This is a genomic window from Ruegeria sp. E5 (assembly GCF_056534105.1).
Genome location: NZ_JBQFPA010000001.1, coordinates 456522 through 483507, shown reverse-complemented (window position 1 = coordinate 483507; position 26986 = coordinate 456522). Strand labels below are relative to the sequence as shown.

Sequence of the window (26986 nt, the reverse complement as noted above, 5' to 3'; positions counted from 1 at the left end):
TTACGGCATTACCCAATTGACATAGCTCACCGTGTTTGATTGCTTTCTTGAGATTGTTTTGAAAAAATAAAACCTTTTGTCAGTGTGTTACATTGTGACGATGAAGGCCTCGTGCTGAACTCGCATCAAAGAAGGATCGAACGATGACCACCCTGCCCGACACCATGTTTGCCGTTGTTCAGACGCAGGACGGATATTCCGGCACAGCCACGGGACCGACGCTGGAGAATGCCTCGGACTGGTTAGCGGAGGCTGAACTGCCTGTACCTGTCCCAAAGGCGGGACAAGTGTTGATCAAAGTGCGCACTGCCTCGGTGAATCCTTCAGATATCCATTTTATCAAAGGGGAATATGGTCAGCCGCGGGTCAAAGGCGCCGCAGCAGGGTTCGAGGGGTGCGGAGATGTTGTTGCCACCGGTACCGGCGCTGACGCCCTGCTGGATCAGCGCGTGGCCTTTGTGGCAGCAGGCTCTGGTGCCTGGGCCGAGTATGTTGTGACGCAGGCCCAAATGTGTATCCCCTTGCGCCCCGAAATCTCGGATGAAGACGGGGCGGCGCAGATCGTAAACCCGCTAACCGCTATGGCGATGGTGGATATCGCACGGGCTGAGGGCGAGGCTTTTGTGGTCTCTGCCGCCACCAGCCAGCTTGGTAAGTTGATGTGCAGCCTTGGACGGGATCTTGGGTTGAAACCGATCGCTCTGGTGCGGCGCGCCGAAACGGTCGAGATGTTAAAAGGCCTGGGTGCGGCAGAGGTGGTCGTGACCAGCGATACGGATGCGCCGACGCGGTTTGCCACGATCAGTGCAGATCTGAAACCTCGTGTTTTTCTCGACGCGGTTGCCGACCAACTGTCAGAGCAGGTGTTCTGCGCGATGCCCAATGGCGCGCGGTGGATTTGCTATGGGAAACTCAGTACGGAAATGCCGAAGTTGACTCAGATGGGCCAGTTGATCTTCATGAGCAAACGGATCGAGGGCTTCTGGCTGACCCGCTGGATGATGGACACACCCCCGGCTGATCAAATGCGAGTTGTCAGCGAAGTGCAGGCGCGATTTGCAGATGGGCGCTGGCGCACAGATGTTTCCGCACGGCTTTCGCTACGAGAAGTGCTGCCAAATCTGGCGGATGCTCTGAAAAAGAGTGACGGGAAGGTGATAATCACTCCATAGTAGAACAAAGCGCCGGACTTAACCGGCTTAGGGAGGGTGAGATTGGATAACGCACAGCTGCTGATTAGCGGGCTGGCGAATGGTTGTGTCTACGGCCTGATCGCCCTTGGCTTTGTACTGATTTACAAAGCCACCGAGGCAGTGAATTTTGCGCAGGGCGATTTCATGATGCTGGGTGCGTTTGTCACCATTGGCCTTACGAATACGGAATATATGGGGCTGCCCTTCTGGCTGGCGCTACCGATTTCACTGGGGATTATGGGCACACTTGGGTATCTGATCGATCGGCTGATCATCCGCCGCGTCTTTGGCGAAAGTCAGACTGCCGTGGTGATCCTAACCATCGCCTTGGGCTTTGTGATCAGGTTTGCAGCTGGTCTGATCTGGGGGCACGAGCCGCAAACGCTGCAGAACCCATTGGCTGGTAAGGAAATCCGGTTCGGTGGTCTTGTGCTGGGGATGGAGGACGTGGCCGTGATTGTTGTCACCGTCCTACTGACCTGGGGTCTTTATGTGTTCTTCAGCAAGACCAAGCTGGGGCTTGCCATGCAAGGTGCGTCTCAAAACCAGTTGGCGGCCTATTACATGGGGATCCCGGTCAAGCGGGTTCAGGGCTTAATCTGGGCATTGGCCGGAGTTGTCGCTGGGATTGCCGGAATTTTGTTCGCGGCCAAAGGCTCGGTCGATCCCACAACTGGGCTTCTGGGAATCAAGGCATTTGCAGCAGCTGTGATAGGCGGATTCGGCAGCCTGCCCGGCGCTTTGGCCGGCGGGCTAATCGTCGGCGTAATCGAGCCCTTTGCCAGCCGCTATATCGCAGCCGGGTACAGTCAGATCGCGCCTTATGCGCTGTTGCTGGCAGTTCTGATCTTTCGACCGCATGGGCTGTTCAGCCAGGTGCGGGTCAAGAAGGTCTGATCGCATGCGGATTGTTTTCAAAACAAACTATATGCAGGACATTCGCCCTTGGAAGGATGGCTATCAGCTCAGCCTCTATCTGATCCTGTTGGCGGTCGTAACCGCTGCGCCGTGGTGGTTGGATGACTTTTATCTTGGCGAACTGACCAATGTTCTGATCTGGGCCATCGCGGGTTTGGGCTTGATGATCCTAACCGGCCATACCGGGCAGGCCAGCCTTGGCCATGCCGCCTTTCTGGCCGTTGGGTGCTATGCCAATGTCATCCTGATTGAGGCTGGGGTGCCCTTTCTGCTGGCGTTCCCGTTGGCGGGCCTGTTAACCGGCATCGTCGGAGCAACCGTCGCCATCCCTGCCCTGCGCCTGCATGGCATCTATCTTGCGATCTTCACCCTGGCTCTGTCTGTGCTCATGGACGACATCATCGTTCTGGCCGAACCCGTCACCGGAGGTGTCGCGGGTAAATATCTGGGTGGTGTCGAAATCTTCGGACATCTGGTCGATCGTTGGGCGACCCCGGCCCCGTTCTTCTGGCTGGTGCTGGCCGTCGCCGTTGTCGTGACACTGGGCTATATCAACCTATTGCGCGCGCCCTTGGGCCGCAGCTTCATCGCCGTACGAGACTCTGAGATCTCAGCGCAGGCGATGGGTGTGGATATCGCGCGCACCAAGACGATCTCTTTCGCCCTCTCCTGCGCCGTCACCGGACTAGCAGGCGCATTGATGGGTATGTTCTCTGGGGCGTTCAATAACGAGACATTCAGCGTCGTAATTTCCATCCAATTGCTGATGATGATCGTTATCGGAGGTCTGGGTTCGATCCATGGCGCGTTTTTGGGCGCAATCGTGATCGGTTTCCTGCCGCAGTTTTTGTCGATTTCAAAGGAATACGCAGCAGCCCTGTTTGGTGGCAATACGGTCGCCATTCCGGGGCTCGAATTCGGCATCTTTGGCATGATCCTGATCGCCTTCATCCTGTTCGAACCGATGGGTCTGTATGGTCGATGGCTAAAAATCCGGACGTGGTTCGAACTGTTCCCCTTCTACCGCAAGGACATGTTCAAACGACAAAAGTCCTATCTCAAGACGGAGCGTCTGAGATGAGCTTGCTGGAGTTTGAAAACGTTACCCTGAAATTCGGCGGTCTGACTGCTGTGGATGATCTGTCCTTCAACGTGCAAGAAGGTGAGGTGTTCGCCATCGTCGGTCCCAACGGCGCCGGCAAATCAACGGTCTTCAACCTGATTTCGCGCTTCTATGATCCTTATGCAGGGGCGATCCACTTTGACGGGCATGATCTGCTGCGTATCAAGCCCTCGGGTGTCGCGGCCTATGGCGTCGCGCGGACATTCCAGAACATTGAACTGTTCGAACATGCGACCGTTTTGCAGAACCTCCTGGTCGGGCGCCACCGGCACCGCAAAACCAATCTGATCTCGGAAATTCTGTTCTCGCCCTCAGCTCGCAGGCAGGAGATCGAGAACCGAGAAAAGGTTGAAGAGATCATCGACTTCCTCGACCTCCAGGCCTTTCGTGACAAGATGATCTCGGGCTTACCCTATGGCGTGCGTAAGGTGGTCGAAGTCGCTCGAGCGTTGGCCACCGATCCAAAACTCCTGCTGTTGGACGAACCCGCCTCGGGCCTATCGGTGGAAGAGACCACAGATATGCGTTGGTGGATCGATGACATCCGGCGTCAGATGGGCATTACCGTGCTTATGGTAGAGCACGATATGGGTCTGGTCTCGGGCGTGTCCGACCGGGTTCTTGCCATGGCCGACGGAGCGAAGCTTGCCCTTGGAACCCCAGCCGAAGTTCAATCTCATCCTGCTGTGGTAGAGGCCTATTTGGGCAAAGCTTCATGAACCAACCGATCCTTAGCATTCGCAATGTTGAAAGCTTTTATGGCCCGATCATGGCCATTCGTGGTGTGTCATTGGACGTGCATCGAGGGCAGGTCGTTTCAATCCTGGGCGCAAATGGCGCGGGCAAGACAACGCTGATGAAAACAATCTCAGGCGTGATGGATCCCGAAAAAGGTTCAATCACATTTGACGGTCAGCAGATACAGGGATCGGAACCTCACAAGGTCGTGCAAAAAGGCATCGTCCATGTGCCCGAGGGACGCGAGGTCTTTCCACTTTTGACCGTCGACGAGAATCTGAATCTTGGGGCTTATACCCTGTCGGATAAAGGACAGATCGATCATGACCGCGATCTGGTGTTTTCCTACTTTCCTGTGTTGAAAGACCGCCGCAATCAAGAGGCTGGCACTCTGTCCGGCGGGCAACAGCAGATGCTGGCGATTGGGCGCGGCCTGATGGCTAACCCGCGTATCATGCTGCTGGATGAGCCCTCGCTGGGCCTATCGCCGCTGCTGGTGCAAGAGATTTTTGGCATTCTCAAACGCCTGAATGACGAACAGAGCATGACAATGATGCTGGTCGAGCAGAACGCCAATGCGGCACTGGAACTCGCCCATCATGGCTATGTAATGGAGATCGGACGGATCGTTATGGATGGTGCGGCTGAAACCTTGCTGCAATCCGAGGACATTCAGAATTTCTATCTGGGCGTTCAGGAAGAAGGCGCGCGAGAAAACCGCCGCTGGAAACGCAAGAAGACATGGAGGTGAGCTGGATGGACGCAAGCCCCCTGCCCCCTCAGACCAGAATCAACGGTGTGCAGTTCAACGCTACGCCAGGTCAGAGACCCCTGCGAGTTGATGGCTGTGTCACGATATGCGAGCTATTCCAGAAACGCTGTGCCGAACTGGAACAGCGTACGGCGCATCGCGAGAAGGACTTCGGCATCTGGAAATCCTACTCATGGGCCGACTACTGGCAACACGCCAAATGGATCGGGCTGGCCCTGCGCAAGCTGGGTCTGCAACGTGGCGAGGTTGTCTCGATCCTGTCCGAAGACCGCAAGGAATGGGCGTGGTTCGACATGGGCATCCAGTGTGTCGGAGGGATTGCTTCGGGCGTCTACACCACAGATTCGGCCAGCCAGTTAAAATATCTGATCAATGACAGTGGCAGCCGGTTTCTGATCGTTGAAGATGAAGAGCAGTTGGACAAGTTCCTCGAAGTCGAGGCGGATCTGCCCGATCTGCTCAAGGTCATTATCCTTGAGGATGAAGGCCTGCACGACCTGGATCATCCGCGTTGCATGATGATCGAGGACTTGTACGCTCTGGGGCAGCAGGCTCAGGTCGATGAACCCGGCGCATTCGAAGCAGAAATCGCTGAAACCACGTCACAAGACACCGCCCTGCTCATATATACTTCAGGTACCACCGGTAATCCCAAAGGCGCCATGCTGAGCCATGAGAACATCATGGCCGCGATCGAGGCAGGGGCACATTCCCTGCCCTCCCAATCAGCCGACGAACAGCTATGTTTTCTGCCGCTCTGTCATATCCTCGAACGCGACGTGTCGATCTACTACCCGCTTGCGATGAAGACTACTGTGAATTTCGCTGAAAGCCCCGAGACAGTGTTCTCCAACCTGCAAGAGGTCTCTCCCGCCACCTTCACTGCCGTCCCGCGCGTGTGGGAGAAGATCTACTCGCAGGTCATGTTCATGGCGAAAGAAGCAACGCCCACAGGGCGCTTCGCCTTTGCACAGGCGCTCAAGTCTGGAATGGCGCGGGCCGAATTTATCCTTGCAGGCAAACCTGTTCCAGCACCGATCGCTATGCAGTTCTGGCTTTGGGATCGGCTTGTTCTGCGTAACCTGCGCCGGATGCTGGGCTTAGATCGTCTCCGCCGAGGCGGCTCTGGTGCAGCGCCGATCTCTCCCGATTTGCTCAGGTGGTATTGGGCAATTGGTGTGCCCATTGTCGAGGGCTTCGGTATGACTGAAACCGCCGGCATAGCAGCGCTGAACACGCTTGAGGCCAACAAGATCGGCACCATTGGAAAACCTGTTCCTGGCAACGACCTGCGCATCGCGGAAGACGGAGAAATTCAGGTCAAAGGCCTGAACGTCTTTCAGGGCTACTGGCGCAACAATGCCAAAACAGCTGAAAGCTTCACCTGCGACGGTTGGCTGCGCACTGGGGATATGGGGCATATCGACGAGGAAGGTTTTGTCACCATCACAGGGCGCCTCAAGGACATCATCATCACTGCGGGCGGTAAGAACGTCACGCCCGCAGAGATCGAGAGCGGGTTGAAGTTCAGCCAGTATATCTCGGACGCGGTGATCATCGGGGATCGGCGCAAGTATCTGACGGCGCTAATCATGATCGATCAGGAAAATGTCGAGAAATTCGCACAAGAGCGCAAGATCCCCTTTTCGAACTTTTCTTCCCTTTGTGCTGCTTCCGAAGTGACGGAGCTGATCGGCGAGGAAATCGCAGCGGTTAATAAGGACTTTGCGCGGGTCGAACAGATCAAGGATTTCCGGCTGATCGACGTGTTGCTCACTGCCGAAGATGAGGAGCTGACGGCGACGATGAAACTCAAACGTGGTCTGGTGGAAAAGAAACACGCACATCTCATTGAAGATATGTACAATTAGTTAAGGGGCGACCCAACAGGGAGGAGAAGTATGAAACACTTATTTAAGGGCCTTGCCGCAGCGACGGCATTGACTGCATCCGCCACGATCAGCTGGGCGCAAACACAAGGCGTGACAGATGACGAGATCGTCATTGGCTCAGTCAACGACCTCAGCGGCATCTTCGCTGCCGTGGGCGTTCCGGCCACCAAAGGCGCAAATGTGGTCTTTGATCGCGTCAACGCCGAGGGTGGCGTGCATGGCCGCAAGATCCGCTTTGTCGTCGAGGATAACGGCTATCAGATGCCACGCGCGATGCAGGGCTATAACAAGCTGCTGAACCGTGACAAGGTTTTCGCGATGTTGCAGTCGCTGGGTACGCCGATGAATGTTGCTGGGTTCAAGCTGCTGGACCCGAAAGGTATTCCTAATGTCGCCCCCTTGACCGCCGCGCGGCAAATGCTGCAAGAGCCGATGAAGAACAAGTTCACCTCATTCTCGACCTATTACGATCAAGCTCGGATCGGGGTGAAGTATCTGAACGGTGAGTTCGGATCGCAAACCGTTTGCACCATGTATCTGCCCACCGATTTCGGTGAGGAAATTCTGGAAGGCAGCAAAGCGGGAGCCGAAGAGGCTGGCATCACTTTCGGCGCTGAGACCACCCATAAACCGGACGAGACGGATTTCGTGGGGTCCTTGAGCAAGCTTAAAGAAGAAGGTTGTGACATCGTCACGATGGCGCTCGGCGTGCGTCAGGCAATCACTGTTGTTGGAACGGCCAAGAAAATGGGCCTGACCGACATGAAGTTCCTCGGCACCTCTGCCAGCTTCCTAACCGTGGTGGCGCAGGTGCCCGGTGGTGTGACCGACGGTTTCTATGCGGCGGCCTCATGGCTGGATCTCTGGGCGCGCGCCGAAGAGCCCGCCCCGGCAGCATTTATTGCTGAATACAAAGAGGCTACGGGCGAAGACCCGGTCGGATTTTCAATGCTGGGCTATTCAGCGGCCGAGATGATGGTCAAAGCACTTGAAGCTGCAGGTCCTGATCTGACGCATGATAGCTTCATTGCCGCGATGGAATCTCTGGATTACATGGATGAGTTGGTCGGCAACCAGATCACATATGGGCCCGATGACCATCAGGGTGCTGACTCTGTGTTTGTCAGCGTCGTCGAAAATGGTGCGTGGAAACTGGTTTACGAAGAATAAACCGACCAAGGAAAAAGGGCTCGCAGTTGCGAGCCCTTTCCAATTCGGTATCCGTAGCGATTAACGCTTCGAGAACTGGAACGAACGACGCGCTTTGCGCTTACCGTATTTCTTACGTTCCACAACGCGGCTGTCGCGGGTCAGGAAGCCTGCGGCTTTCAGAGCGCCACGCAGGTTGGGATCGTACAGTTGCAGCGCTTTCGAGATGCCGTGCTTGACCGCACCGGCCTGACCGGTCAGGCCACCACCTTTGACGGTTGCAACAACGTCGAACTCACCTTCCACACCAGCAACCTGGAACGGCTGGCGCAGGATCAGCTGCAGAACGGGACGCGCAAAATACTTGTCCTGATCCTTTCCGTTCACGGTGACCTTGCCGGAACCCGGCTTGATCCAAACGCGGGCAACAGCGTCTTTACGCTTGCCGGTGGCGTAGGAACGACCCAGCTCGTCACGTACGGGTTCACGTACGATGACTTCTTCGGCCACGGTTTCAACGCCTGCGACGGCGCTCAGCTCTTCGAGAGTATTGATCTGATCAGCCATCGGTCATTAGCTCCGGGTGTTTTTCTTGTTCATGGACTTAACGTCCAGAACTTCGGGCGCTTGCGCCTCATGAGGATGCTCGGCACCTGCGTAAACGCGCAGGTTGGTCATCTGCTGACGCGCCAGACGGTTGCCCGGCAGCATGCGCTTGACCGCTTGGGTCACGACGCGCTCGGGGTGTGCACCCTCGAGGATCTGCTGCTTGGTGCGCGACTTGATGCCGCCCGGGTGGCCAGTGTGCCAGTAGAAGTTCTCTTCGCGCTTCTTGCCGGTCATCTGGATTTTGTCAGCGTTGATCACGATGACATTGTCGCCCATGTCCATGTTGGGTGTGAACGACGCTTTGTGCTTGCCACGCAGGCGCATGGCGACGATCGAGGCAAGACGGCCCAGAACAACGCCCTCGGCGTCGATCAGGATCCATTTCTTGTCGATGTCTGCAGGTGTTGCAGAAAAGGTTTTCATGGCAGGATAGTCCTGTTTGATGTGAAAGACCGCCCCTTGGCGGAGCGGCCCGAATTCGATGGAGGGGGTTTAGACCTACTAGTTATGCAGGTCAATACAGGCAAAGTATAATATATCTATCAATAACAATAACTTATAAAATAGGTATTATTTTACCCCAAAATTTCTTCGGCATATCCAATTTTGCGTAGCTTAGTTAAGCTAGACTCAACCAAGATCATCCAATGTCGGAGGTGGCTATGCAAGAATTGGAACAGGTTATCGCTGCCTATGGTGCGGCATGGCAGTCGACCGATCCCGAAAGGCGACTGAGCCTTCTTGAGCAGTGTTTTGCACAAACTGGTCGTTACGTCGATCCAACTGCAGAAGTTTCCGGCAGAGATCAACTCAATGCCCATATCGGAGCAGTTCTGAGTGATACAAAGGGCCGCGTTGAGCTGACCAGTGAGCCGAATTCACACCATGATGTGGTCCACTTCACCTGGCATATGGTTGCTCCCGATGGTTCCATTATGGTGGCCGGACATGATTTCATTCGTCTCGATGCCGATGGTAAGATTTCTCATTTGTCGGGCTTTTTCGGTGACCCTGCCCCAGTGCAATAGCGGCTACACGCTTATTTGTTCGGGTGGGTTATCGAGCAGCGCGCGCAGACGCAGCATGGCATCTTCGAACTTCTCAAGCGAGACATGCCCATTCACCGCTATACGAACGGCATTTGGCGCGCGACCATCCCGCAGCGCGAATTCATCGGCCGATCGCAGCTGAATACCTTCCCGCTCGGCCGCACGGCTGAACGCAGCGGACCGCCAACCGGAAGGCAGATGAAGCCAGACGAAGGGAATCTCCGAATCCCAGTTTAGATCGAAGCCACCCAGGGCGTTTACCGCCACACGTACATATTCGCCCATCTTGGTACGGACGTTTTTTGCAAGTTGCCTCGCCTCTGGATGTCCCAACAGCAACCGCGTCAACTCAGCCAAAGGCTGGGCGAGCCCGAAATACCCGTATTCTGCAGAACGCCGCAGATCGACGCTCTGCTCTTTCGGTGCGATGGCGAAACCTACCCGTAATGCTGGTGTGAGAGTTTTCGAAATTGACGAAACATGCCAGCCCCGTTCGGGTGCCAAAGCACGATAGCTGGGCGCGCGGGCCTCGCCCATGCGATAGCAATCGTCTTCAATGATCTGTAATTCATGCTTTCGCGCAATCTCGACAACTTCTTTGCGCCGTTCCAACGGTGAATGCCCGCCCGTTGGGTTCTGCACTTCGGGTGAGACGCAGATCGCCTGCGCCTTCGTCTGCCTGAGGATGTGGTCCAGCGCATCGGGGCTTATGCCCCATTTGTCCATTTTTACCCCGACAACCTCGGCGCGCATCAACTCACCTGCCCGTCTGAACCCGGCATAAGACAAGTCCTCAACCAACACGATGGGTTTCGGATCTTTCAGAACGGTCTGGAACACAACGCAAATGCCACTTTGCCCACCATGTGTCAGTACAATGTCATCTGCATTCAATGAGCCCAGAGGAAGATCTGACAACCAGTCGGCCACAACCTGGCGCACGGGTAGGTAGGCATCTCGGGTCGGATAGTTCATAAACATCCGCGGATCGCCTTTTGCAACCTTTTCAAGGCATTCGCGGATTAATGTCACCTGCCCCACATCTGGCAAGCGTGGGCTGAACAGACTGACGTTGGATTCATATTTGTCGTCCCTCAGATGTAACTGCCGCGACCAGACATCGTCCAGAATGGGCGATCTCGGCGGGGCTACAAATGTACCACGCCCGACCTCGGCTTGTAGCAAACCTTCATCGGTCAGGATCGTATAGGCGCGCGCGACTGTGCCTGGTGTAATCTTTAATCGATACGCCAGTTCCCGCACCGGAGGTAGTTTCTTTCCAACCTCCAGTGTTTTGTTTTCTATCGCTTTTCGGATCGTGTCAGCGACCAGAGTATATTTTGGACCTTTGGATTTCGGTAACGCCTCTGGCCAAATTGTATCCATTACAATTCTTCCTTTGATTTCGACACAATGCTGAATGTATCAAAGTAATGTACCGAACATTTTTACTTTGTGTCAATACAATTTGAAAGGATACCCAAGATGACACGCGCAATGCACAACCCCGCCCTCTTGCTGCTGAACGACAGCCCCCGGCTGCCGCTGATCGCCGCGCTGGCCGTGCGGTTTGCGGCGTCGGTCACACAATGGGAACAACGCCGCCGCAGCCGGGTAAACTTAGGTAAGCTGGATGACAGGCTGCTCCGCGATGTCGGGCTGACCCGCCATCGGGCAGATGCAGAAGTCAGCCGCTATTTCTGGATGAAATAGATTATCCCCAGTCCCATCTAAGGGACCTCTTCCTGGCCGGGGTTTATCCCCGGCCTTTTTTACCCAAAGGCAGCAGCGGCTGAGCCTTCTGGAGGAAGCGAATAGGTCATGCTGGCCCGCGCGACGGGCTTGTCAGAGCCTTCCGAGTAAATCAGCACATCCCCGACAGCCAGTGTTCGACCTAATTTCAACAACCTACACTCAGCAATCAGGTCCGCCCCGCCTTCGGGCTTGTGCAAGAAATCCAGAGAACTGTTGGTCGTGACAGCCAGAGATTGCCGACCTTTCCGCGCCAAAACCATTGCATATACACTGACATCGGCCAGCCCGAACATGGATGGACCAGATACTGTGCCTCCGGGGCGCAGGTGACGGTCTTCGACCCTCAGGCGCATGGTGATGTTGGCTTCTGTCAGACCCTCGACAACAAAGTCGTTATGAACCTGTGGAAACACCTGCGCCAGGTATTCCGTCAATTCTTGTTTATTCAGTGCTAATGACATGCTTCCCCTCGTCGCTCTGCCCGCCTAGAGTTGGCCTGAACGCCAGCGGGAGGGCAAGATGGCAATTCTGGAACGTCACGACACAGGTGCGATTGCACGGCTTCGAATGAACGCGCCTGAGCGGTTGAACGCCCTCAGCGATGAAATGCTGGCGGCCCTGAAGGCAGAGTTCGATGCGCTGCGCGAAGACAAGTCGATTCGTGTTGTTGTTCTTTCCGGTGCGGGGAAAGCGTTTTGCGCGGGGCACGATCTGAAACAGATGACCCAAGGGCGGCAGGCACCCGATGGTGGGCTTTCCTATTTTCAGGATCTGTTCGACCGATGTGCCAAGATGATGATGTCCATTCAATCCCTGCCCCAACCCGTGATCGCCCAAGCGCACGGGATCGCCACTGCCGCAGGGTGTCAGCTTGTAGCAACCTGTGACCTGGCAATCGCGGCCGAGGGTACACGGTTCGGCGTAAATGGTGTCAATATCGGCTTGTTCTGCTCCACTCCGATGGTGGCTCTCAGCCGGAATATACCGCGGAAACAGGCGTTTGAAATGCTCACGACCGGTGATTTTATCACCGCCGAACGCGCGGCTGAGCTGGGTCTGATCAATCGAGCGGTTCCCGAGAACTTGTTGGAAGATGAAACCAATGCGTTGGCCGAGAAGTTGGCAGGCAAGCTCAGCAGTGCGGTGAAAATCGGTAAAACCGCTTTTTATCAACAGATTACAATGCGAACTGATCAGGCATACGATTATACCGCCGAGGTAATGGCACAGAATATGATGGACCGGAATACTGAGGAAGGAATTAGTGCCTTTATCGAAAAGCGCCCGCCTGATTGGCACCAGTAACGCAATTATTTAATACATTTTTGCCGACTGTTCGCATTTTTTCACTTTTCAAAAGGGCGACACTGTGGCAAAGCTGGGTCAAGGCCAAGGCCTGACCATACTTTTGGGTCGCCGTGGGCGGAAGGTCCCTCCAAGCTGGTTTCTCTCACCGGCGTTGACATTCCCGCAGCGGCGACCCCAAGAATTCCCCTCAGAACTAAAGCGATTACTGCGCATTGCGCATGGCGCTGCTCTGCCCTATTTGGCAGCACATGACAGAGACATTGCATATCGTGGGCGGCGGCATGGCCGGGTCCGAGGCCGCCTGGCAGGCAGCGGAAATGGGCGTGGATGTTGTGATCCACGAAATGCGTCCTAATGTGGGCACGTTTGCACACCAGACCGGCAATCTGGCCGAGATGGTGTGTTCGAACTCATTCCGATCGGATGATGATGAACAGAACGCAGTCGGCTTGCTGCATTGGGAAATGCGCGCGGCAAACGGGTTGATCATGACGACCGCAGATAGCCATCGCCTGCCTGCGGGTGGCGCGCTTGCGGTTGACCGTGATCCTTTTGCCGAAGCCGTAACTGCCAAGCTGAAGGCCCATCCACGGGTCTCGGTCTCAGCGGAAGAAGTAACCAGTCTACCCCAAGACGGAAAGTGGATCTTTGCAACCGGGCCGTTGACCTCGCCCGCATTGGGGGAAGCCATTCGCGCAGAAACTGGTGCCGAGGCGCTGGCCTTTTTCGACGCGATCGCCCCCATCGTCTATGCAGACAGCATTGATATGAGCAAAGCCTGGATGCAGTCACGCTACGATAAGGGCGAGACTGAGGAAGAGCGTACCGCCTACCTCAACTGTCCGATGGATCGTGATCAGCACGAAGCCTTCATTGATGCGCTGCTGGCTGCAGATAAGACCGAATTCCACGAGGGAGAGACCGCTGGTTATTTCGACGGCTGTCTGCCGATCGAGGTTATGGCCGAGCGCGGTCGTGAAACTTTACGCCATGGCCCGATGAAACCTGTTGGCCTGACAAATCCGCATCAACCGGACGTAAAACCTTATGCCGTCGTCCAATTGCGGCGCGACAATGCCTTGGGCACGTTGTTCAACATCGTCGGTTTCCAAACCAAGATGAAATACGGTGCGCAAACCGAGGTATTTCGTATGATACCGGGTCTGGAAAATGTCAGCTTTGCGCGATTGGGTGGCATTCACCGCAATACTTTCATCAACTCTCCGACTTTGCTGGACGCGCAGATGCGGCTCAAGTCTAGGCCAAATATTCGTTTTGCGGGGCAAATCACGGGGGTGGAAGGCTATGTGGAAAGCGCAGCGATGGGCCTTTTGGCAGGCCGTTTGGCCGCTGCCGAAATACTAGGCCGATCCCTTCCCGACGTACCGCAAGACAGTGCGATGGGCGCATTGATCCACCACATCACGGGCGGCGCCGAAGCCAAGACCTTCCAGCCGATGAACGTGAATTTCGGTCTGTTTCGCCCGGTCGACGGCCTGAAGGGGGGGCGCCGAGGCCGTAAGGACCGCTACAAGGCCTATACCGATCGCGCAAAAGAAGTCTGGAGCGATTGGTTAAAGCAGTGTTGACTGGACGTCGCCCCCAGCCTGCGCCTAACATGTAAGGTATGAGCGATAAGTTTCTGAAAGACACATACAATCTGAATTCTGCCCAGGAAACGCACGATCACTACCAAAAATGGGCGGCCTCATACGATGATGAAGTCGGTGAGCACGGATATGTCACACCGGACCGTGTTGCGGCAGCATTGAAATCCTTTGTCTCAGATGCTGATGTGCCGGTGCTGGACTACGGATGCGGTACCGGGTTGTCGGGTTTAGCACTTCGCAAGGCGGGTTTTCGTGTCATCGATGGGATGGATCCAACACCAAAGATGCTGGAAGGTGCCGCTGCCAAGGGGGTTTATCGCAACTTGATAAACTTCGAAGTTACTGATCCCAACCCCATTGAGGCCGAAGCTTACTCAGCCATAACATGCATTGGCGTCATCGGTGTTGGTGCCGCGCCGCCTGAAACCTTTGATCTACTTATGAACGCGCTGCCACGTGGCGGATATCTGGCGTTTTCCTTCAACGATCACACTTTGGCTGACCGCACTTACACCGGGCGGCTGAACGACTGGCTGGATATGGGTCACGCAAGGCTGTTATTCCGCGAATACGGTCCGCACCTACCGGGTATGGACATGAAATCTGACGTTTATGTTGTTGAAAAAACGTGACATTCACAACGCGTTTCGCACCATCTCCAACAGGTCCGCTGCATCTAGGGCATGCCTATTCCGCGCTTCTTGCGTTTGATCAGGCACGGGCTGCGGGTGGATCATTTCTTTTGCGGATCGAAGATATTGATCAATCGCGATCCAGGTCTCGTTGGGAAACCCAGATCTACGACGACCTGCACTGGCTTGGACTGCACTGGCCGCACCCGGTGATGCGCCAGTCGGACAGGCTGCCGCGATACAGAGAGGCATTGGAGATTCTCAAAAACACGGGCCTGGTCTACCCTTGCAGCTGCAATCGTGCCGATATCGAATCTGCGGCCGGTGCTCCGCAGGAAGGTGTACCCCAGTTCGGACCTGACGGGCGCATCTATCCAGGCACGTGCCGCGACCGCCCTTTGTCGGATGCTTCAGCTGGTGATGTTCTGCGCCTGAACATGCACAAGGCAATCAAGGCATCCGAACTTCGTGGATTTTGTGAAACTGGTGCGAAGTATTTGGGAACGCATGAGCTTGATGCGCACAACCTCATGAACGCGGTTGGCGATATCATTCTCGTTCGGCGCAATATGGGCAGTTCGTATCACCTGTCCGTCGTGGTTGATGATGCGGATCAGAACATCTCCCATGTGGTCCGGGGCGAGGATTTGTTCGATGCCACGCAGATACATGTCCTTTTACAAGGGCTGCTTGGGTTGCCGACACCTGTTTATCATCATCACCGTCTGATCCGGGACAACAACGGCAAACGCCTCGCGAAACGTGACGACGCACGCGCCATCTCGCTTTATCGCGAACAAGGAGCATCTCCTGCTGAAATCAGAGAGATGGTGGGCATTTGACCTGACCACCATCAGAGGCCCCACTATTCCATCGGCTTCATGAGCTCGACTTCGGTCCCATCGCGGACGGCCGTGTAGAAACAACTTCGCCGATTGGTGTGACAGGCTGGCCCCGTTTGGTTCACCACAATCAGCAGGCAATCCCTGTCGCAATCGACGCGAAAATCCACCAGGGCCTGAAAGTGGCCCGAGCTTTCGCCCTTGATCCAGAACGCCTGTCGTGACCGCGACCAATACGTAACCCGTCCGGTTTCCAACGTTTGCTCGATGGATTGGGCATTCATCCAGGCCATCATCAGAACCTCACCCGTCGCTTCGTCCTGTGCGATCGCGGGGATCAAACCCGCCTCGTTGAATTTCAGTGTCGACGGATCGAACAAGACTGCGTCAGCCATCGCAAAAACCTTTTGCATCCCAGAATCCCGCCATTATGTATGGGGAATGGACAACGAGGGAAAGCCATGAGCGGCGAAACCGATCTGATCAAGCTCTATTCCGGACGCATCTTGGCGCTAGCTGCGGATATTCCGCATCTGGATCGCTTGGATAATCCCGATGCGACGGTAAAGAAACGAGCCCCTTTGTGTGGATCGACCGTGACTGTTGACGTCAAGCTTGAAGATGGGCGGATCGTGGACTTTGGGCAAGACGTCAAGGCCTGTGCGTTGGGTCAGGCCTCGGCTTCGGTCGTAGGCAGCGCCGTGATCGGGGCGACGCGGTCGCAGGTCGAAACCGCACGTGATCAGCTTTCCGCAATGCTGAAGAAAGACGGCCCTGCCCCCGAGGCGCCCTTTGAGGGGCTCGAAGTTCTGATGCCCGCGCGGGACTACAAGAACCGCCACGCGTCAATCCTGCTGGCGCTTGACGCGACCGCCGAGGCGATGGAGCAGGCCGAACAAGCCAACTGCGCCTGATTGGCTTTTCCATACAAAGCCGTATAGGGTGCCCCCAATGATTGGGGGGGGCTAACGTGAACAATTTGCTGGAACATTTTGTGACGCTCTGGGTCGTGATCGACCCGATCGGCACCATCCCCGTCTTTATCGCTGTCACTGCTGGGATCGCGACGGGTGCGCGTCGTAAAACTGCTTTACTGGCCGCGTTGGTCAGCGCAGGCATTCTGCTGTTCTTTCTGATCTTTGGGCAACTTGTGATCGAGGCTTTGGATATCGGCCTTAACTCGTTTCAGGTTGCAGGCGGAATTATTCTGTTTCTCTTCGCTCTGACCATGATCTTTGGCGAAAGCAAACAGGTGATCGAGCAGCGCCAGGCCGAAGAAGACTTGGACGACAAAATGCACAAGACCAATCCGGCCATTTTCCCTTTGGCCGTCCCTTCGCTTGCGTCACCGGGCGCGATGCTGGCGATAGTGGTTCTAACGGACAACAACCGATACAGCGTCGCCGATCAGAGCATTACTGCACTGGTTATGTTGGTCGTTATTGCCATAGCGTTTGTGCTGATGCTGCTGGCCGAGCCGATCATCCGGTTGATCGGGCATTCCGGCGCTGCGATCATCAGCCGCGTGATGGGGATGATCCTTGCATCCGTCGCCGTAAATTCAGTTCTATCCGCCACGATCGAAATCATCAAAACCGGACAGCTGTAAAAAGAACCGCCGCACCTTCCGGGCGGAAAGGGCGGCGGCAAGTCATGCGTTTCTCATGTAGGGTCCGGATCACCGCACGGGGCCGAGGCAGGCCCCTTCAAGGGAAATGGGACAGGCAGGTCACCCTTGACTATGACGGGGAGACAAGCGCGGTGTGATCGGCACGAGATCGCAGGCAGAAAGGCTTAGAACCCGGTTGGCAGGTGAAGGGCAACCACCAGCATCACAACCAGTGAAACCGCGCCCGCTGCATCCTGCAAAATCGTGGATTGTGAACGGGTAAAAGCAGTTTTGATCTGGCTCAGCATGGTCTCACCTCCGGTCAGGTTTAATCCTTTGTTGACCTTTTGTTCTCATATTTTAACGAGTCGGTAAAGAACTTTTTGAGAACATTTGTGAACTTAGTGGGATTTTCGGTCTAACCCACTGATATCAAACGGATCGCCTGATCCTGCTTCATAAGCCACAGAAGAACACGCGCAGCCTGCCCCCGATCCGAGGTCAATTTGGGGTCTGCGGACAGCAAAGCGCGCGCATCTGATTGCGCCACCGCCATCAGCCCAGCTTGCCTTTCAAGATCAGCTATCCGGAACTTTGGCAGGCCAGATTGTGCGGTTCCGATCAAGTCACCCGCACCGCGCATCTGCAGATCGGTCTCGGCAATGCGGAAGCCGTCTTCAGTTTCTCGGAGTACCTCCAGCCGTTTGCGACCACCCTCGCTAAGCGGTGGCTGATAAATCAACAAACAGGTTGAGGCATCTTCACCACGTCCAACTCGGCCCCTAAGCTGATGCAACTGCGCCAGACCAAAAATCTCTGCCCGCTCAATCACCATGATCGTGGCGTTCGGCACGTTCACCCCAACCTCGATCACCGTAGTAGCGACAAGGACTTTGGTCTTACCACTCTGAAACGCCGCCATTGCCGCGTCTTTATCGGCGGGCGGCATTTGGCCGTGTACCAGACCCACCACATCGTCCCCCAAGATCGCGCGCAACCGTTTGAAACGCTCCTCAGCCGCAGTCAGGTCCGAGACCTCGGATTCATCGACTAATGGGCACACCCAATAGCATTGTTTGCCTGCATCAATCGCACCGCGCAGATGGGCCACAACTTCATCCATGCGTTGCGTGCTGACGACTGCGGTCTTGATCGGTTTACGACCCGGCGGCTTTTCATCCAGCACCGAAACGTCCATATCGCCGTACTGCGCAAGCGCCAAACTGCGCGGGATGGGCGTAGCGGTCATCACCAGCACATCAGCGCGTTGGCCCTTTTCGGACAGCTCCATGCGTTGGCGGACGCCAAAACGGTGCTGCTCATCAACGATGGCCAGCCTTAGGGCTTTGAATTCAACATCGTCCTGAAACACCGCGTGGGTACCGACCAATATCTGAATATCTCCCTGCTTCAGCGCAGCCAGCTTCGCTCGACGCTCAGCCCCCTTGTCGCGCCCGGTCAGGATTTCCAGCACAACTCCGGCTTCTTCTGCCAATGGTCGCAGCCCTTCAAGATGCTGCCGGGCAAGGATTTCGGTAGGGGCCATCATCACCCCCTGCCCGCCAGCTTCGACGGCTATAAGCAGCGAAACAAATGCTACCAGAGTCTTTCCTGCCCCCACATCGCCCTGAAGCAACCGGTTCATCCGCGTCTCAGCGGTCATATCTGCCGAGATTTCCTCGATCGCGCATGTCTGCGCTCCGGTTGGTCGATATGGAAGGCTTGCCAGCACCTTGGATTGCAAAGCACCGGTGCCGAGACTGACGATCCCCCGCGCTTTACGCTCACGCTGTCGTGCCAGGGCCAGCGTCAATTGATGTGCGAGCAGCTCATCGTAAGCCAGACGTTCCCGCGCAGGCGCAAAAGGTGCTACGTCGTCCGCCCCCTGCGGGTGATGCGCAGCGTGAATTGCTGTTGTCCAATCTGGCCAATTCTGTTGTGCCACCTGAGCGGGGTCGGCCCATTCGGCCAATGCAGGTACTCGCGCCAACGCACTTTGAGCAGCTTTATAGGCAGTTTTTTGCGTCACACCCTGCGTCAGATGATAAACCGGTTCAAACTCGGGCAATTCGCCTGCGTTTTCAGGCGCGACCATATGATCGGGGTGTACCATCTGAGCCATGCCATCGAACAGCTCAAGCTTTCCCGATACCACCCGGCGTGCGCCCTCCGGCAACAGCTTCTTCAGATAGTCCCCTCGGGCATGAAAAAACACCAGTTGGAAATCCGCCTGACTGTCTTCAACATGAATGCGATATGCGCCCCCTTTGTTCCGCGGTGGTCGATGCGCGCCGATCGTCACCTCAACAGTCAAAGTCGTCGGAAGGTCGGCGCCCTTTATCGTATCGCGTCGCCGCCGGTCAATCACCGCATAAGGTAGCGAAAACAATACATCGCGCGGTGAATCGATCCCTAATTGGCCCAGAAGCTGCGCGGTCTTCGGCCCCACACCATCTAGTGTTTCAAGACCCGCAAACAGCGGAAAGAGCTGTTCAGGCCTGCCGCTCATAGATCGCCAATCAGTTGAAGCCAGCTATCTTCATCCAAGGTTTCGATGCCCAGATCAGCCGCTTTTTTCGCCTTGGACCCTGCGCCCGGGCCCGCCACGAGCAAATCAGTTTTCTGACTGACCGAGCCGGATACCTTGGCCCCCAGCGCTTCGGCGCGGGCCTTGGCCTCGGCGCGTGTCATCTTTTCAAGCGTTCCCGTAAACACGACGGTTTTTCCTGCGACCGGACTGTCCGACGCAGGAGCCTCTGGTGGAACAACCGTCAGATGTTTACGCAGATCATCAAATGCTTGGCGTTCCTCCGAATTGGCAAACGCATCAGATAGTGACAACCCGAGCGTGGCGCCGATTCCGTCGATACCAATCAGATCTGCCCAGGCGCTGGCGGCATCTGTCGAAACATCCATTCGCGCGAAAGCCGCGTCCCGAACTTCTTTAACTTTCGCACGCCTCGCTTCTGCAGTAGCCGCGATCCTCTCGGCGTCTTCCGCTTCATCGGCTGCACGCTGCGCAAGCGCGGCAGGCCGGGCCGTATCAATGGAGGCCGCCATTACATCCCATTCCCGATAAAACAACGCCAAATCTCGTGCACCAACTTCGCCCACATGACGAATCCCCAGAGCGAACAACAGACGGGCAAACGGTATGGTTCGCTTGTCATCGATCGCTGCAAACAGGTTGCTTGCCGATGTCTCGCCCCAGCCGTCGCGGTTCTTCAACCGGGCCAGGTTTTCGGTGTCGCGATCTTTCAATGTAAATATATCAGCGGGTGTGTTTATTGGCAGAAGAGGATCGCCATAAAACATCTCGATTTGTTTTGCGCCAAGCCCTTCGATATCGAACGCCTTGCGCGATACGAAATGTTTGAGTTTTTCAACCGCCTGCGCGGGACATATCAGCCCCCCTGTGCAGCGGCGGACCGCATCCCCCTCTTCCCGGATCGCGTCGCTGTCACATTCCGGGCATTTCGTCGGGAAAGCAAAGGGCCGCGCATCATCGGGTCGTTTCGACAGATCAACATCCGAGATTTTCGGGATCACATCCCCGGCCCGATAGACCTGAACCCAATCTCCAACGCGAATATCCTTGCCCTCACGAATGACTCCGCCTTTGGCGTCCCGCCCTGCAATATAATCTTCATTGTGTAGGGTCGCGTTCGAAACAACTACCCCGCCAACGGTTACCGGATGCAGCCGCGCTACCGGGCTAAGCGCGCCGGTACGGCCCACCTGAATGTCGATGGCTTCAAGCCGCGTCCAAGCCAGTTCGGCAGGAAACTTGTGCGCAATCGCCCAGCGGGGCGTGGTAGATCGGAAACCCAGCCGGGCCTGCAGACTCAGATCATCGACCTTGTATACGACCCCATCAATGTCATAGCCCAAGGTCGCGCGCTGAGCTTCAATCTGACGGTAATGTTCCAACATCTCATTAGTCGTTGAGCAACGCCTTGTCAGCGCATTTACCTGGAACCCCAAGGTTTTGAGGCGATCAATTGCGCCCATCTGAGTCTCAGCTAGCGGTGCAGACAGTTCACCCCAGGCGTAGGCAAAGAAATTCAGCGGGCGAGATCGTGTTATTTCGGAATCCAGTTGACGGAGGGAACCAGCCGCAGCGTTGCGCGGATTTGCAAAGGTCTTTCCACCTGTTTCGACCTGACGTGCGTTCAAAGCCTCGAAATCATGGTGAGACATGTATACCTCGCCGCGAACCTCAAGAACGTCTGGTGCACCCTCAATTCGGTGTGGAATATCGGAAAGCGTACGCGCATTTGCGGTAACGTTTTCACCGGTCTCACCATCACCACGTGTTGCAGCCTGCATCAGTTCACCCTGCTCATACCGTAGGGATAATGACAGGCCGTCGATTTTGGGCTCAGCTGTATAGGCGAGCGGTGCCTCATCTCCCAGTCCCAGATATTTGCGGATCGAGCGGTCAAAATCGGCAACATCCGTGTCATCAAACGCATTGCCCAGTGACATCATACGCACGGCGTGGGTCACTTTTGCAAACCCATCTGAAACGCGTGCGCCCACTTGTTCAGTAGGGCTGTCGGAGCGTTTCAGTTCGGGGAATCGCGCCTCGATCTCGGCATTGCGACGCTTGAGAGCATCATAGTCGGCATCCGAAATTTCTGGAGCATCTTCAGTGTGATAAAGCTGGTTTGCCCGCAGCAATTCCTTGGCGAGCCGGGCCAATTCTTCCCGTGCTTCATCTTCTGTCAGATCTGCGATTTCTGTGGTATCGCTCATGGCCCCGCCCTGTCACGTCGTCTTGAAAACCAGTGATAGGACGAGGCCATGGTCAGGTCCAGTGTTGTGCTGACACGCGAGTGGATTTACCGCCCCGGACCATCGACGGTAGCAATCAGATCAGATTAGGCACCCACGGCCATGCGGGTTTCACCCATGTTGTTGGCTTGCGGATCACGCAGGACATATCCACGGCCCCAGACCGTCTCGATATAATTCTCACCACCGGTCGCATTGCTGAGTTTCTTGCGTAACTTGCAGATGAAGACGTCGATAATCTTGAGCTCGGGCTCATCCATGCCGCCGTAGAGATGGTTCAGGAACATTTCTTTGGTCAGTGTTGTTCCTTTCCGCAGGCTCAGAAGTTCCAGCATCTGATATTCCTTGCCTGTCAGGTGTACGGTTTTTCCGTTCACCTCTACGGTTTTGGCATCCAGATTTACGGCGACCTGCCCGGTGTGTATCACGGATTGAGAATGCCCCTTAGAGCGGCGGATAATCGCATGAATGCGCGCCACCAGCTCTTCGCGATGGAAAGGTTTGGTCAGATAATCGTCTGCTCCAAATCCAAATCCCTTGATCTTGCTTTCGGTGTCATCAGCGCCCGACAGGATCAGAATCGGTGTCTCTACCCGTGCTATGCGCAGTTGGCGCAATACTTCATGGCCGTTCATATCCGGCAGGTTCAAGTCCAACAGGATGAGGTCGTAATCATATAGCTTGGCCAGATCGATGCCTTCTTCGCCAAGGTCCGTCGCATACACGTTGAGATTGGCGTGTGTCAGCATCAGTTCGATGCTTTTGGACGTGGTTGGATCATCCTCGACAAGAAGTATGCGCATGTTCACTGCTCCAATTTAGGTCAAATTCTTCAACTGATTTGAGCCTGAATAAAAATGGTTAATCTGACGTTACCGTTGAATCATTTATTCACTTTCATCTTTAAGTTGTCGATATTTTTTTAAGGCCGTCACCTTCAACGCATCGATCCCGTGCTCAGCAACTGCTGAGACCCACGAGTTGAACTCTTCATCGCTGATGCCATAGCGCTTTTTGGCTTCGGACAACGAAATCAACCCATAAAGTACACCGCGCACAACGATCACCTTGCGCGACGCCACCCAGCGCCGCGTATCCGCAGGAGGCAAATCGGCGCGTGTCAGCACGCTCCCGTCCGGCAGGGTGACCGACCTTGGACCTTCCACTTTGTGCAAATACATCTCTCATACCTTCTGCTGCTGCGACAAAGCTGCACCCAGCCTACTTAAAAGGGCGTGAAACCGCCCCTTGAGAGTGTCTAGAATTTTCTTATATTCTGCCGGTCTTTCTTAACCCGGACAGGAACCGCCTATGGCCCTCGATACCGAGACCCCGCTGAACTCGCTTGGCTTTGCCAAACCACCCTCGGAAACGCGGGTTGTCGTGGCCATGTCCGGCGGTGTGGACAGCTCTGTTGTGGCGGCCCATCTCGCTGATCAAGGCTATGATGTCGTAGGTGTTACTCTGCAGCTTTACGATCACGGTGCGGCGTTGGCCAAGAAAGGCGCGTGCTGTGCGGGAATCGACATCCACGATGCGCGTCGCGTGGCGGAAGAACGCGGGTTCCCTCACTACGTCTTGGACTATGAAAATATCTTCAAGGACGCTGTAATCGACGAATTCGCCGACAGCTATCTTGCCGGCGCGACTCCGGTGCCCTGCATCCGTTGCAATGAACGGGTGAAGTTCAAGGACTTGCTTGAGACCGCCAAGGACCTTGAGGCCGATTGCATGGCCACAGGCCATTACATCCAGCGAAAGATGGGCCCCAATGGCGCCGAGCTTCATAGCGCTGAGGATGCAAATCGCGATCAGTCCTATTTCCTATTTTCGACCACACCGGAACAGTTGGATTTCCTGCGTTTCCCGCTTGGCCACCTGCCCTCCAAAGACGCCACGCGCGAGATGGCGGCACAATATGGGCTGGCCGTTGCGGACAAGCCGGATAGTCAGGACATCTGTTTTGTGCCCAACGGAAACTATGCCAGCGTGATCGAAAAACTGCGCCCCGGAGCCGCAGAACCCGGTGAGATCGTACACGCCGATGGCCGCGTTCTAGCGCAGCATAACGGGGTGATTCACTATACGATCGGTCAGCGTCGTGGGCTCGGTATCGGTGGTCTCAGCGAACCTTTGTATGTGGTCAAGCTGGATGTGGACAAGAAACAGGTTGTTGTCGGCCCCAAAGAGATGTTGGCCACAAGAACCGTTCCCGTGCGCGAGATCAATTGGCTGGGAGACGAACCGTTCACGTCAAAGAACGAATGGCATGTTTCGGTCAAAGTCCGCTCGACCCGCCCCCCGCGTGAGGCGATTATTCGCCCCCTTTCGGACACAACAGCCGAGGTTGAATTGCTGACGCCCGAGGAAGGTATCTCTCCGGGTCAGGCTTGTGTGTTCTACGAAACCGATAGCAGCCGTATCTTTGGCGGCGGCTGGATCTGGCGCGGTTACTAAATCGCGTCAGTCCACGAGTTGCTGAGGATATAGATCCCGGCACAAATCATTACGTAAGGCACCAGTTTCTCAAGCCGACGTGCGAAACCGCCGGTCATGATCGGGGATTGTGCACCCCAAAGCCCCAGCATGGTCAGCGTCAGCGCTGCTGCCACCGCGCCGGTGACACCCGCAATCCGATAGCTGGGGGCTGAGTCGGCCAATAGCGGCGCAAGCACAGCGAACGTGTCCATCGACAGGCTTATGAACAGCAGCATGGTGACGAATGTTGAGGCACTCGTGGATATTTGAGGGGCCTCCTCGGCCTCTGATCCCTGGAACTGGCGGACAACTCCGATCAGCCCGAGGCCAAGTGGTATCACGCCCAGATATCCAGCCCAATGTGGCACCACATCATCGACACCCAAGGCCAACAATAAGGCGGCCGCGATGATTAACATCTGCGCCAGCAGGAACCCCGCAACGGTCCGGCGCGGACCAGACACCATCATCAACGCTACAAGAGCTGCAAGGTTGTCGAGATTGGTCAAAACCTGCGCCATGAAGGCCGAAGCAGCAAAGATCACATGATCCAGCATCACGATTTCATTCTGTCCAAAATGGACCTTGCCGCACGCAAACCCGGTGCTTCGCCACCGCGACCAAGACGCTCCATCGTCGTCGCCATGGCTTGATGTTGGGCGTCGGGGGTGGCGGCCACCTGTTCCAACGCCGAAGCGATCTTGTCCGGTTGGCATTCATCCAGCAGACATTCGGGTACTGCGTGTGTCTCCGAGACCAGATTGACCAGTGTGACGGTGTCCAGCTTAACCATTCGTTTTGCGATCAGCGTGGTCAGCCAGTTGAGGTTATAGGCGATCACCATCGGTGTTGCCTGCGCGGCCAGTTCCAATGAGACCGTGCCGGATGCAGCCAATGCAAGATCAGCTGCGGCAAACGCTGCCCGTTTCTGCGCTTGCGCGTCGTCCGAAGGCAATTCCCGCGGATCGACAACTATCGGATTCCCCGGCCAGTTCCGAACCTGTTCGGCGACCGCATCAACCATATGTGCAACTGCGGGCACGACCACGCGCATATCGGGACGGTTTTTCAGAAATTCCTGCAAAGCAGCGCCAAAGATCGGAGCCAGCCGTTCGACCTCACCCCGCCGAGAGCCGGGCAAAGCCAGCACGATGGGCGCGTCGCCCAGATCGTGAGCCGCGCGGAATCGCTGGATATCCTGATCGGACGCAATGGGTTCGTTCACAACCGGATGGCCGACAAAGTCACACTCCATCCCTGCTCGCTCCATATAAGGCGGTTCAAAGGGTAACAGCGCAAGGACGTGATCGATTACTTTCGCCATCTTGTCTGCGCGCCCCGGTCTCCAGGCCCAGACGCTGGGGGCAACGTAGTGGACAGTGCGAATCTCGCTGGAGGCCTTTACCAGCTTAGCCACACGCAACGAGAAATCCGGGCTGTCGATAGTGATCAGTACATCAGGCTTCGTGTCTAGAACTGCCTGAGCAGTCTCAGCGATACGGCGTTTTAGGTGAAAGAACTTGGGCAGAACCTCGACCAACCCCATAATGCTGAGTTCAGACATGGGAAATCGGCTGGTCAGCCCCTGCGCCTGCATTAGCGGCCCGCCAACCCCATCAAAGTGCACCTCTGGCAAAAGGGTACGCAGACCTTCCATCAACGCGGCTCCTAAACGGTCGCCCGAAGGTTCACCGGCGACCAGAAAAACGCGCATCAGACCGTGCGCTCGCGGACATAAAGAAACAGACCAAGGCGATTGCATTCTTCAATCACGCGATCGCGTTGCAAAACGATGACGCCGCCCTTTTCAATGACAATGCCAGACAAGCCCGCAGCGACGGCTGCTGACACGGTGTCGGGTCCGATGGCAGGCATATCTGCGCGCCGGTCCTGATCCGGCTTTGGACCTTTGTACAGAATGCCACCGCCCGCGTCGGGGCGCTGTGTCAAGGATTGCAGCATCCATGCGGTGCCATAGATGCCCTCGATCGCCAACGCTTGGGATTTCAGTACTACGCAAGCCTGACCGATATCCGCCGCCCCCATGTTGCGCAGGATTCCTGCCGCTCGATCTGCGTCGGCGTGATCCGCTTCAGAAGGCTGGGCTTCGGTCAATGAGCCAAGCGGCGGCAGCAAATCCGGCGCGATCTCATGCGCCGCACGGACCGTCAAACCGGCATCCTCAAATATACCAATGACCGCGCGCAATGCGCCGTCGTCACCGGCCATTATGGCCTTTTGCAGGATCGGCACCAGCGGCATCGTCGCCGCATCAATGCGAGCTGGATTGACAGTCGGACGACGCACTGCCCCTGCCATGCAAATCTCGGTCACGCCGCGGGCTTTGAGATCGGCGACGAAGCTACCCAGTTGCTCCAATGGAAAAACCAAGTCGGTGGTCAGTGTATCGGGCTCAAACCCTTCCAGAGCGCAGATCAGCGGGCGGTTTGGCAGACAATTGACCACCTCGTCTGGTAAAGCGCCAGTTCCTGCGATCAATGCCAGCATTGGC

Annotated in this window: 28 protein-coding genes and 1 pseudogene; 16 read left to right on the top strand and 13 right to left on the bottom strand. The window is 55.9% G+C overall.

Annotated features, from left to right (window positions below; genetic code table 11):
- Positions 1-143: 143 nt before the first annotated feature.
- Genes ACR0BI_RS02465 through ACR0BI_RS02435 form a run of 7 tightly spaced genes read left to right on the top strand, consistent with a single transcriptional unit; the run spans position 144 to position 7806 of the window.
- Complete coding sequence (locus ACR0BI_RS02465) at positions 144-1172, top strand: zinc-binding dehydrogenase (RefSeq protein ID WP_480561511.1); 1029 nt, start codon at positions 144-146, stop codon at positions 1170-1172.
- 42 nt (positions 1173-1214) lie between these two features.
- A complete protein-coding gene (locus tag ACR0BI_RS02460; RefSeq protein WP_480561513.1) occupies positions 1215-2090 on the top strand; it encodes a branched-chain amino acid ABC transporter permease in 876 nt (291 codons plus the stop codon).
- A 4-nt stretch (positions 2091-2094) separates the two neighbouring features.
- On the top strand, positions 2095-3192 hold the full coding sequence (locus tag ACR0BI_RS02455; protein ID WP_480561514.1) for a branched-chain amino acid ABC transporter permease: 1098 nt from the start codon (positions 2095-2097) through the stop codon (positions 3190-3192).
- A complete protein-coding gene (locus ACR0BI_RS02450; protein WP_170421563.1) occupies positions 3189-3953 on the top strand; it encodes an ABC transporter ATP-binding protein in 765 nt (254 codons plus the stop codon). The genes ACR0BI_RS02455 and ACR0BI_RS02450 overlap by 4 nt, the downstream gene beginning before the upstream one ends.
- Entirely contained in the window at positions 3950-4723 is a 774-nt protein-coding gene (locus ACR0BI_RS02445; RefSeq protein ID WP_170405694.1) for an ABC transporter ATP-binding protein, read from the top strand. The genes ACR0BI_RS02450 and ACR0BI_RS02445 overlap by 4 nt, the downstream gene beginning before the upstream one ends.
- 5 nt (positions 4724-4728) lie before the next feature.
- Complete coding sequence (locus ACR0BI_RS02440; RefSeq protein ID WP_223118060.1) at positions 4729-6615, top strand: AMP-dependent synthetase/ligase; 1887 nt, start codon at positions 4729-4731, stop codon at positions 6613-6615.
- 30 nt (positions 6616-6645) lie between these two features.
- Positions 6646-7806: an ABC transporter substrate-binding protein gene (locus ACR0BI_RS02435; protein ID WP_170393109.1), complete on the top strand. Its 1161-nt coding sequence runs from the start codon at positions 6646-6648 to the stop codon at positions 7804-7806.
- A gap of 60 nt (positions 7807-7866) precedes the next feature.
- Here the strand turns inward: ACR0BI_RS02435 and rpsI are convergent, their stop codons facing one another.
- Together rpsI and rplM are read right to left on the bottom strand one after the other, a co-directional pair.
- The gene (gene rpsI / locus ACR0BI_RS02430; protein ID WP_010440030.1) at positions 7867-8352 is read right to left on the bottom strand and encodes a 30S ribosomal protein S9; all 486 of its coding nucleotides are present in this window, start codon (positions 8350-8352) and stop codon (positions 7867-7869) included.
- Between the two features lie 6 nt (positions 8353-8358).
- Complete coding sequence (gene rplM, locus ACR0BI_RS02425) at positions 8359-8817, bottom strand: 50S ribosomal protein L13 (RefSeq protein ID WP_039536983.1); 459 nt, start codon at positions 8815-8817, stop codon at positions 8359-8361.
- Positions 8818-9056: 239 nt separating this feature from the next.
- Here rplM and ACR0BI_RS02420 point away from each other — a divergent pair, with 239 nt between their 5' ends.
- Positions 9057-9422 (top strand): nuclear transport factor 2 family protein, encoded by a 366-nt coding sequence (locus ACR0BI_RS02420; RefSeq protein WP_170595655.1) that lies wholly within the window; start codon positions 9057-9059, stop codon positions 9420-9422.
- A 3-nt stretch (positions 9423-9425) separates the two neighbouring features.
- Here the strand turns inward: ACR0BI_RS02420 and ACR0BI_RS02415 are convergent, their stop codons facing one another.
- The gene (locus ACR0BI_RS02415) at positions 9426-10829 is read right to left on the bottom strand and encodes an aminotransferase-like domain-containing protein (RefSeq protein ID WP_170595657.1); all 1404 of its coding nucleotides are present in this window, start codon (positions 10827-10829) and stop codon (positions 9426-9428) included.
- A 99-nt stretch (positions 10830-10928) separates the two neighbouring features.
- On the opposite strand from ACR0BI_RS02415, the gene ACR0BI_RS02410 reads away from it, so the two are divergent.
- The gene (locus tag ACR0BI_RS02410) at positions 10929-11156 is read left to right on the top strand and encodes a YjiS-like domain-containing protein (RefSeq protein ID WP_170393113.1); all 228 of its coding nucleotides are present in this window, start codon (positions 10929-10931) and stop codon (positions 11154-11156) included.
- Between the two features lie 59 nt (positions 11157-11215).
- Here ACR0BI_RS02410 and ACR0BI_RS02405 read toward each other — a convergent pair whose 3' ends face one another.
- Positions 11216-11659 (bottom strand): PaaI family thioesterase, encoded by a 444-nt coding sequence (locus ACR0BI_RS02405; RefSeq protein ID WP_480453676.1) that lies wholly within the window; start codon positions 11657-11659, stop codon positions 11216-11218.
- A gap of 49 nt (positions 11660-11708) precedes the next feature.
- Between ACR0BI_RS02405 and ACR0BI_RS02400 the strand changes: the two are divergent.
- The 4 genes and pseudogenes from ACR0BI_RS02400 to gluQRS all read left to right on the top strand — a co-directional run.
- Positions 11709-12503, top strand: a pseudogene (locus ACR0BI_RS02400) (enoyl-CoA hydratase); the annotation flags it as partial.
- A gap of 251 nt (positions 12504-12754) precedes the next feature.
- A complete protein-coding gene (trmFO, locus tag ACR0BI_RS02395) occupies positions 12755-14095 on the top strand; it encodes a methylenetetrahydrofolate--tRNA-(uracil(54)-C(5))-methyltransferase (FADH(2)-oxidizing) TrmFO (protein ID WP_480561516.1) in 1341 nt (446 codons plus the stop codon).
- 38 nt (positions 14096-14133) lie between these two features.
- Complete coding sequence (locus ACR0BI_RS02390) at positions 14134-14748, top strand: class I SAM-dependent methyltransferase (RefSeq protein WP_170595665.1); 615 nt, start codon at positions 14134-14136, stop codon at positions 14746-14748.
- Positions 14745-15590: a tRNA glutamyl-Q(34) synthetase GluQRS gene (gene gluQRS, locus ACR0BI_RS02385; protein WP_170393118.1), complete on the top strand. Its 846-nt coding sequence runs from the start codon at positions 14745-14747 to the stop codon at positions 15588-15590. Before ACR0BI_RS02390 ends, gluQRS begins: the two co-directional genes overlap by 4 nt.
- A 23-nt stretch (positions 15591-15613) precedes the next feature.
- Here the strand turns inward: gluQRS and hisI are convergent, their stop codons facing one another.
- Positions 15614-16003: a phosphoribosyl-AMP cyclohydrolase gene (hisI, locus tag ACR0BI_RS02380; RefSeq protein ID WP_170393119.1), complete on the bottom strand. Its 390-nt coding sequence runs from the start codon at positions 16001-16003 to the stop codon at positions 15614-15616.
- A 48-nt stretch (positions 16004-16051) separates the two neighbouring features.
- Here hisI and ACR0BI_RS02375 point away from each other — a divergent pair, with 48 nt between their 5' ends.
- The gene (locus tag ACR0BI_RS02375; protein ID WP_170393120.1) at positions 16052-16504 is read left to right on the top strand and encodes an iron-sulfur cluster assembly scaffold protein; all 453 of its coding nucleotides are present in this window, start codon (positions 16052-16054) and stop codon (positions 16502-16504) included.
- A 56-nt stretch (positions 16505-16560) separates the two neighbouring features.
- Complete coding sequence (locus tag ACR0BI_RS02370) at positions 16561-17199, top strand: MarC family protein (protein ID WP_170393121.1); 639 nt, start codon at positions 16561-16563, stop codon at positions 17197-17199.
- 185 nt (positions 17200-17384) lie between these two features.
- On the opposite strand, the gene ACR0BI_RS02365 is transcribed toward ACR0BI_RS02370, so the two are convergent.
- The 5 genes from ACR0BI_RS02365 to sciP form a co-directional block, all read right to left on the bottom strand.
- Positions 17385-17507 carry a hypothetical protein gene (locus ACR0BI_RS02365; protein WP_255612104.1) on the bottom strand — a complete coding sequence of 41 codons (123 nt, stop codon included), beginning with the start codon at positions 17505-17507 and terminating at the stop codon, positions 17385-17387.
- 110 nt (positions 17508-17617) lie between these two features.
- Positions 17618-19708 (bottom strand): ATP-dependent DNA helicase RecG, encoded by a 2091-nt coding sequence (recG, locus tag ACR0BI_RS02360; RefSeq protein ID WP_480561518.1) that lies wholly within the window; start codon positions 19706-19708, stop codon positions 17618-17620.
- The gene (ligA, locus tag ACR0BI_RS02355; protein ID WP_480561520.1) at positions 19705-21957 is read right to left on the bottom strand and encodes an NAD-dependent DNA ligase LigA; all 2253 of its coding nucleotides are present in this window, start codon (positions 21955-21957) and stop codon (positions 19705-19707) included. Before ligA ends, recG begins: the two co-directional genes overlap by 4 nt.
- 125 nt (positions 21958-22082) lie before the next feature.
- On the bottom strand, positions 22083-22799 hold the full coding sequence (gene ctrA / locus ACR0BI_RS02350) for a response regulator transcription factor CtrA (protein WP_170393124.1): 717 nt from the start codon (positions 22797-22799) through the stop codon (positions 22083-22085).
- 84 nt (positions 22800-22883) lie between these two features.
- Positions 22884-23177, bottom strand: a complete 294-nt coding sequence (sciP, locus tag ACR0BI_RS02345; protein ID WP_170405653.1) for a CtrA inhibitor SciP — start codon at positions 23175-23177, stop codon at positions 22884-22886.
- A 130-nt stretch (positions 23178-23307) separates the two neighbouring features.
- Here sciP and mnmA point away from each other — a divergent pair, with 130 nt between their 5' ends.
- Positions 23308-24453, top strand: a complete 1146-nt coding sequence (gene mnmA, locus ACR0BI_RS02340) for a tRNA 2-thiouridine(34) synthase MnmA (protein ID WP_170405650.1) — start codon at positions 23308-23310, stop codon at positions 24451-24453.
- Here the strand turns inward: mnmA and ACR0BI_RS02335 are convergent.
- From ACR0BI_RS02335 to ACR0BI_RS02325, 3 genes are read right to left on the bottom strand one after another with little or no spacing between them, the layout of a single operon-like run.
- Positions 24450-25031, bottom strand: a complete 582-nt coding sequence (locus ACR0BI_RS02335; protein ID WP_480561522.1) for a cadmium resistance transporter — start codon at positions 25029-25031, stop codon at positions 24450-24452. The genes mnmA and ACR0BI_RS02335 overlap by 4 nt on opposite strands.
- Positions 25031-26188 (bottom strand): lipid-A-disaccharide synthase, encoded by a 1158-nt coding sequence (gene lpxB / locus ACR0BI_RS02330; protein WP_480561523.1) that lies wholly within the window; start codon positions 26186-26188, stop codon positions 25031-25033. The genes ACR0BI_RS02335 and lpxB overlap by 1 nt, the downstream gene beginning before the upstream one ends.
- A complete protein-coding gene (locus tag ACR0BI_RS02325) occupies positions 26188-26982 on the bottom strand; it encodes an LpxI family protein (RefSeq protein WP_480561525.1) in 795 nt (264 codons plus the stop codon). The genes lpxB and ACR0BI_RS02325 overlap by 1 nt, the downstream gene beginning before the upstream one ends.
- Between the last annotated feature and the right edge of the window lie 4 nt (positions 26983-26986).

Excerpts from the sequence above, each read along its gene's own strand:
- ACR0BI_RS02465 (WP_480561511.1), top strand. The coding sequence starts at position 144 with ATGACCACCCTGCCCGACACCATGTTTGCCGTTGTTCAGACGCAGGAC.
- ACR0BI_RS02455 (WP_480561514.1), top strand. The coding sequence starts at position 2,095 with ATGCGGATTGTTTTCAAAACAAACTATATGCAGGACATTCGCCCTTGG.
- ACR0BI_RS02450 (WP_170421563.1), top strand. The coding sequence starts at position 3,189 with ATGAGCTTGCTGGAGTTTGAAAACGTTACCCTGAAATTCGGCGGTCTG.
- ACR0BI_RS02445 (WP_170405694.1), top strand. The coding sequence starts at position 3,950 with ATGAACCAACCGATCCTTAGCATTCGCAATGTTGAAAGCTTTTATGGC.
- ACR0BI_RS02440 (WP_223118060.1), top strand. The coding sequence starts at position 4,729 with ATGGACGCAAGCCCCCTGCCCCCTCAGACCAGAATCAACGGTGTGCAG.
- ACR0BI_RS02435 (WP_170393109.1), top strand. The coding sequence starts at position 6,646 with ATGAAACACTTATTTAAGGGCCTTGCCGCAGCGACGGCATTGACTGCA.
- rpsI (WP_010440030.1), bottom strand. The coding sequence starts at position 8,352 with ATGGCTGATCAGATCAATACTCTCGAAGAGCTGAGCGCCGTCGCAGGC.
- rplM (WP_039536983.1), bottom strand. The coding sequence starts at position 8,817 with ATGAAAACCTTTTCTGCAACACCTGCAGACATCGACAAGAAATGGATC.
- ACR0BI_RS02420 (WP_170595655.1), top strand. The coding sequence starts at position 9,057 with ATGCAAGAATTGGAACAGGTTATCGCTGCCTATGGTGCGGCATGGCAG.
- ACR0BI_RS02415 (WP_170595657.1), bottom strand. The coding sequence starts at position 10,829 with ATGGATACAATTTGGCCAGAGGCGTTACCGAAATCCAAAGGTCCAAAA.
- ACR0BI_RS02410 (WP_170393113.1), top strand. The coding sequence starts at position 10,929 with ATGACACGCGCAATGCACAACCCCGCCCTCTTGCTGCTGAACGACAGC.
- ACR0BI_RS02405 (WP_480453676.1), bottom strand. The coding sequence starts at position 11,659 with ATGTCATTAGCACTGAATAAACAAGAATTGACGGAATACCTGGCGCAG.
- trmFO (WP_480561516.1), top strand. The coding sequence starts at position 12,755 with ATGACAGAGACATTGCATATCGTGGGCGGCGGCATGGCCGGGTCCGAG.
- ACR0BI_RS02390 (WP_170595665.1), top strand. The coding sequence starts at position 14,134 with ATGAGCGATAAGTTTCTGAAAGACACATACAATCTGAATTCTGCCCAG.
- hisI (WP_170393119.1), bottom strand. The coding sequence starts at position 16,003 with ATGCAAAAGGTTTTTGCGATGGCTGACGCAGTCTTGTTCGATCCGTCG.
- ACR0BI_RS02375 (WP_170393120.1), top strand. The coding sequence starts at position 16,052 with ATGAGCGGCGAAACCGATCTGATCAAGCTCTATTCCGGACGCATCTTG.
- ACR0BI_RS02365 (WP_255612104.1), bottom strand. The coding sequence starts at position 17,507 with ATGCTGAGCCAGATCAAAACTGCTTTTACCCGTTCACAATCCACGATT.
- recG (WP_480561518.1), bottom strand. The coding sequence starts at position 19,708 with ATGAGCGGCAGGCCTGAACAGCTCTTTCCGCTGTTTGCGGGTCTTGAA.
- ligA (WP_480561520.1), bottom strand. The coding sequence starts at position 21,957 with ATGAGCGATACCACAGAAATCGCAGATCTGACAGAAGATGAAGCACGG.
- ctrA (WP_170393124.1), bottom strand. The coding sequence starts at position 22,799 with ATGCGCATACTTCTTGTCGAGGATGATCCAACCACGTCCAAAAGCATC.
- sciP (WP_170405653.1), bottom strand. The coding sequence starts at position 23,177 with ATGTATTTGCACAAAGTGGAAGGTCCAAGGTCGGTCACCCTGCCGGAC.
- mnmA (WP_170405650.1), top strand. The coding sequence starts at position 23,308 with ATGGCCCTCGATACCGAGACCCCGCTGAACTCGCTTGGCTTTGCCAAA.
- ACR0BI_RS02335 (WP_480561522.1), bottom strand. The coding sequence starts at position 25,031 with ATGCTGGATCATGTGATCTTTGCTGCTTCGGCCTTCATGGCGCAGGTT.
- lpxB (WP_480561523.1), bottom strand. The coding sequence starts at position 26,188 with ATGCGCGTTTTTCTGGTCGCCGGTGAACCTTCGGGCGACCGTTTAGGA.
- ACR0BI_RS02325 (WP_480561525.1), bottom strand. The coding sequence starts at position 26,982 with ATGCTGGCATTGATCGCAGGAACTGGCGCTTTACCAGACGAGGTGGTC.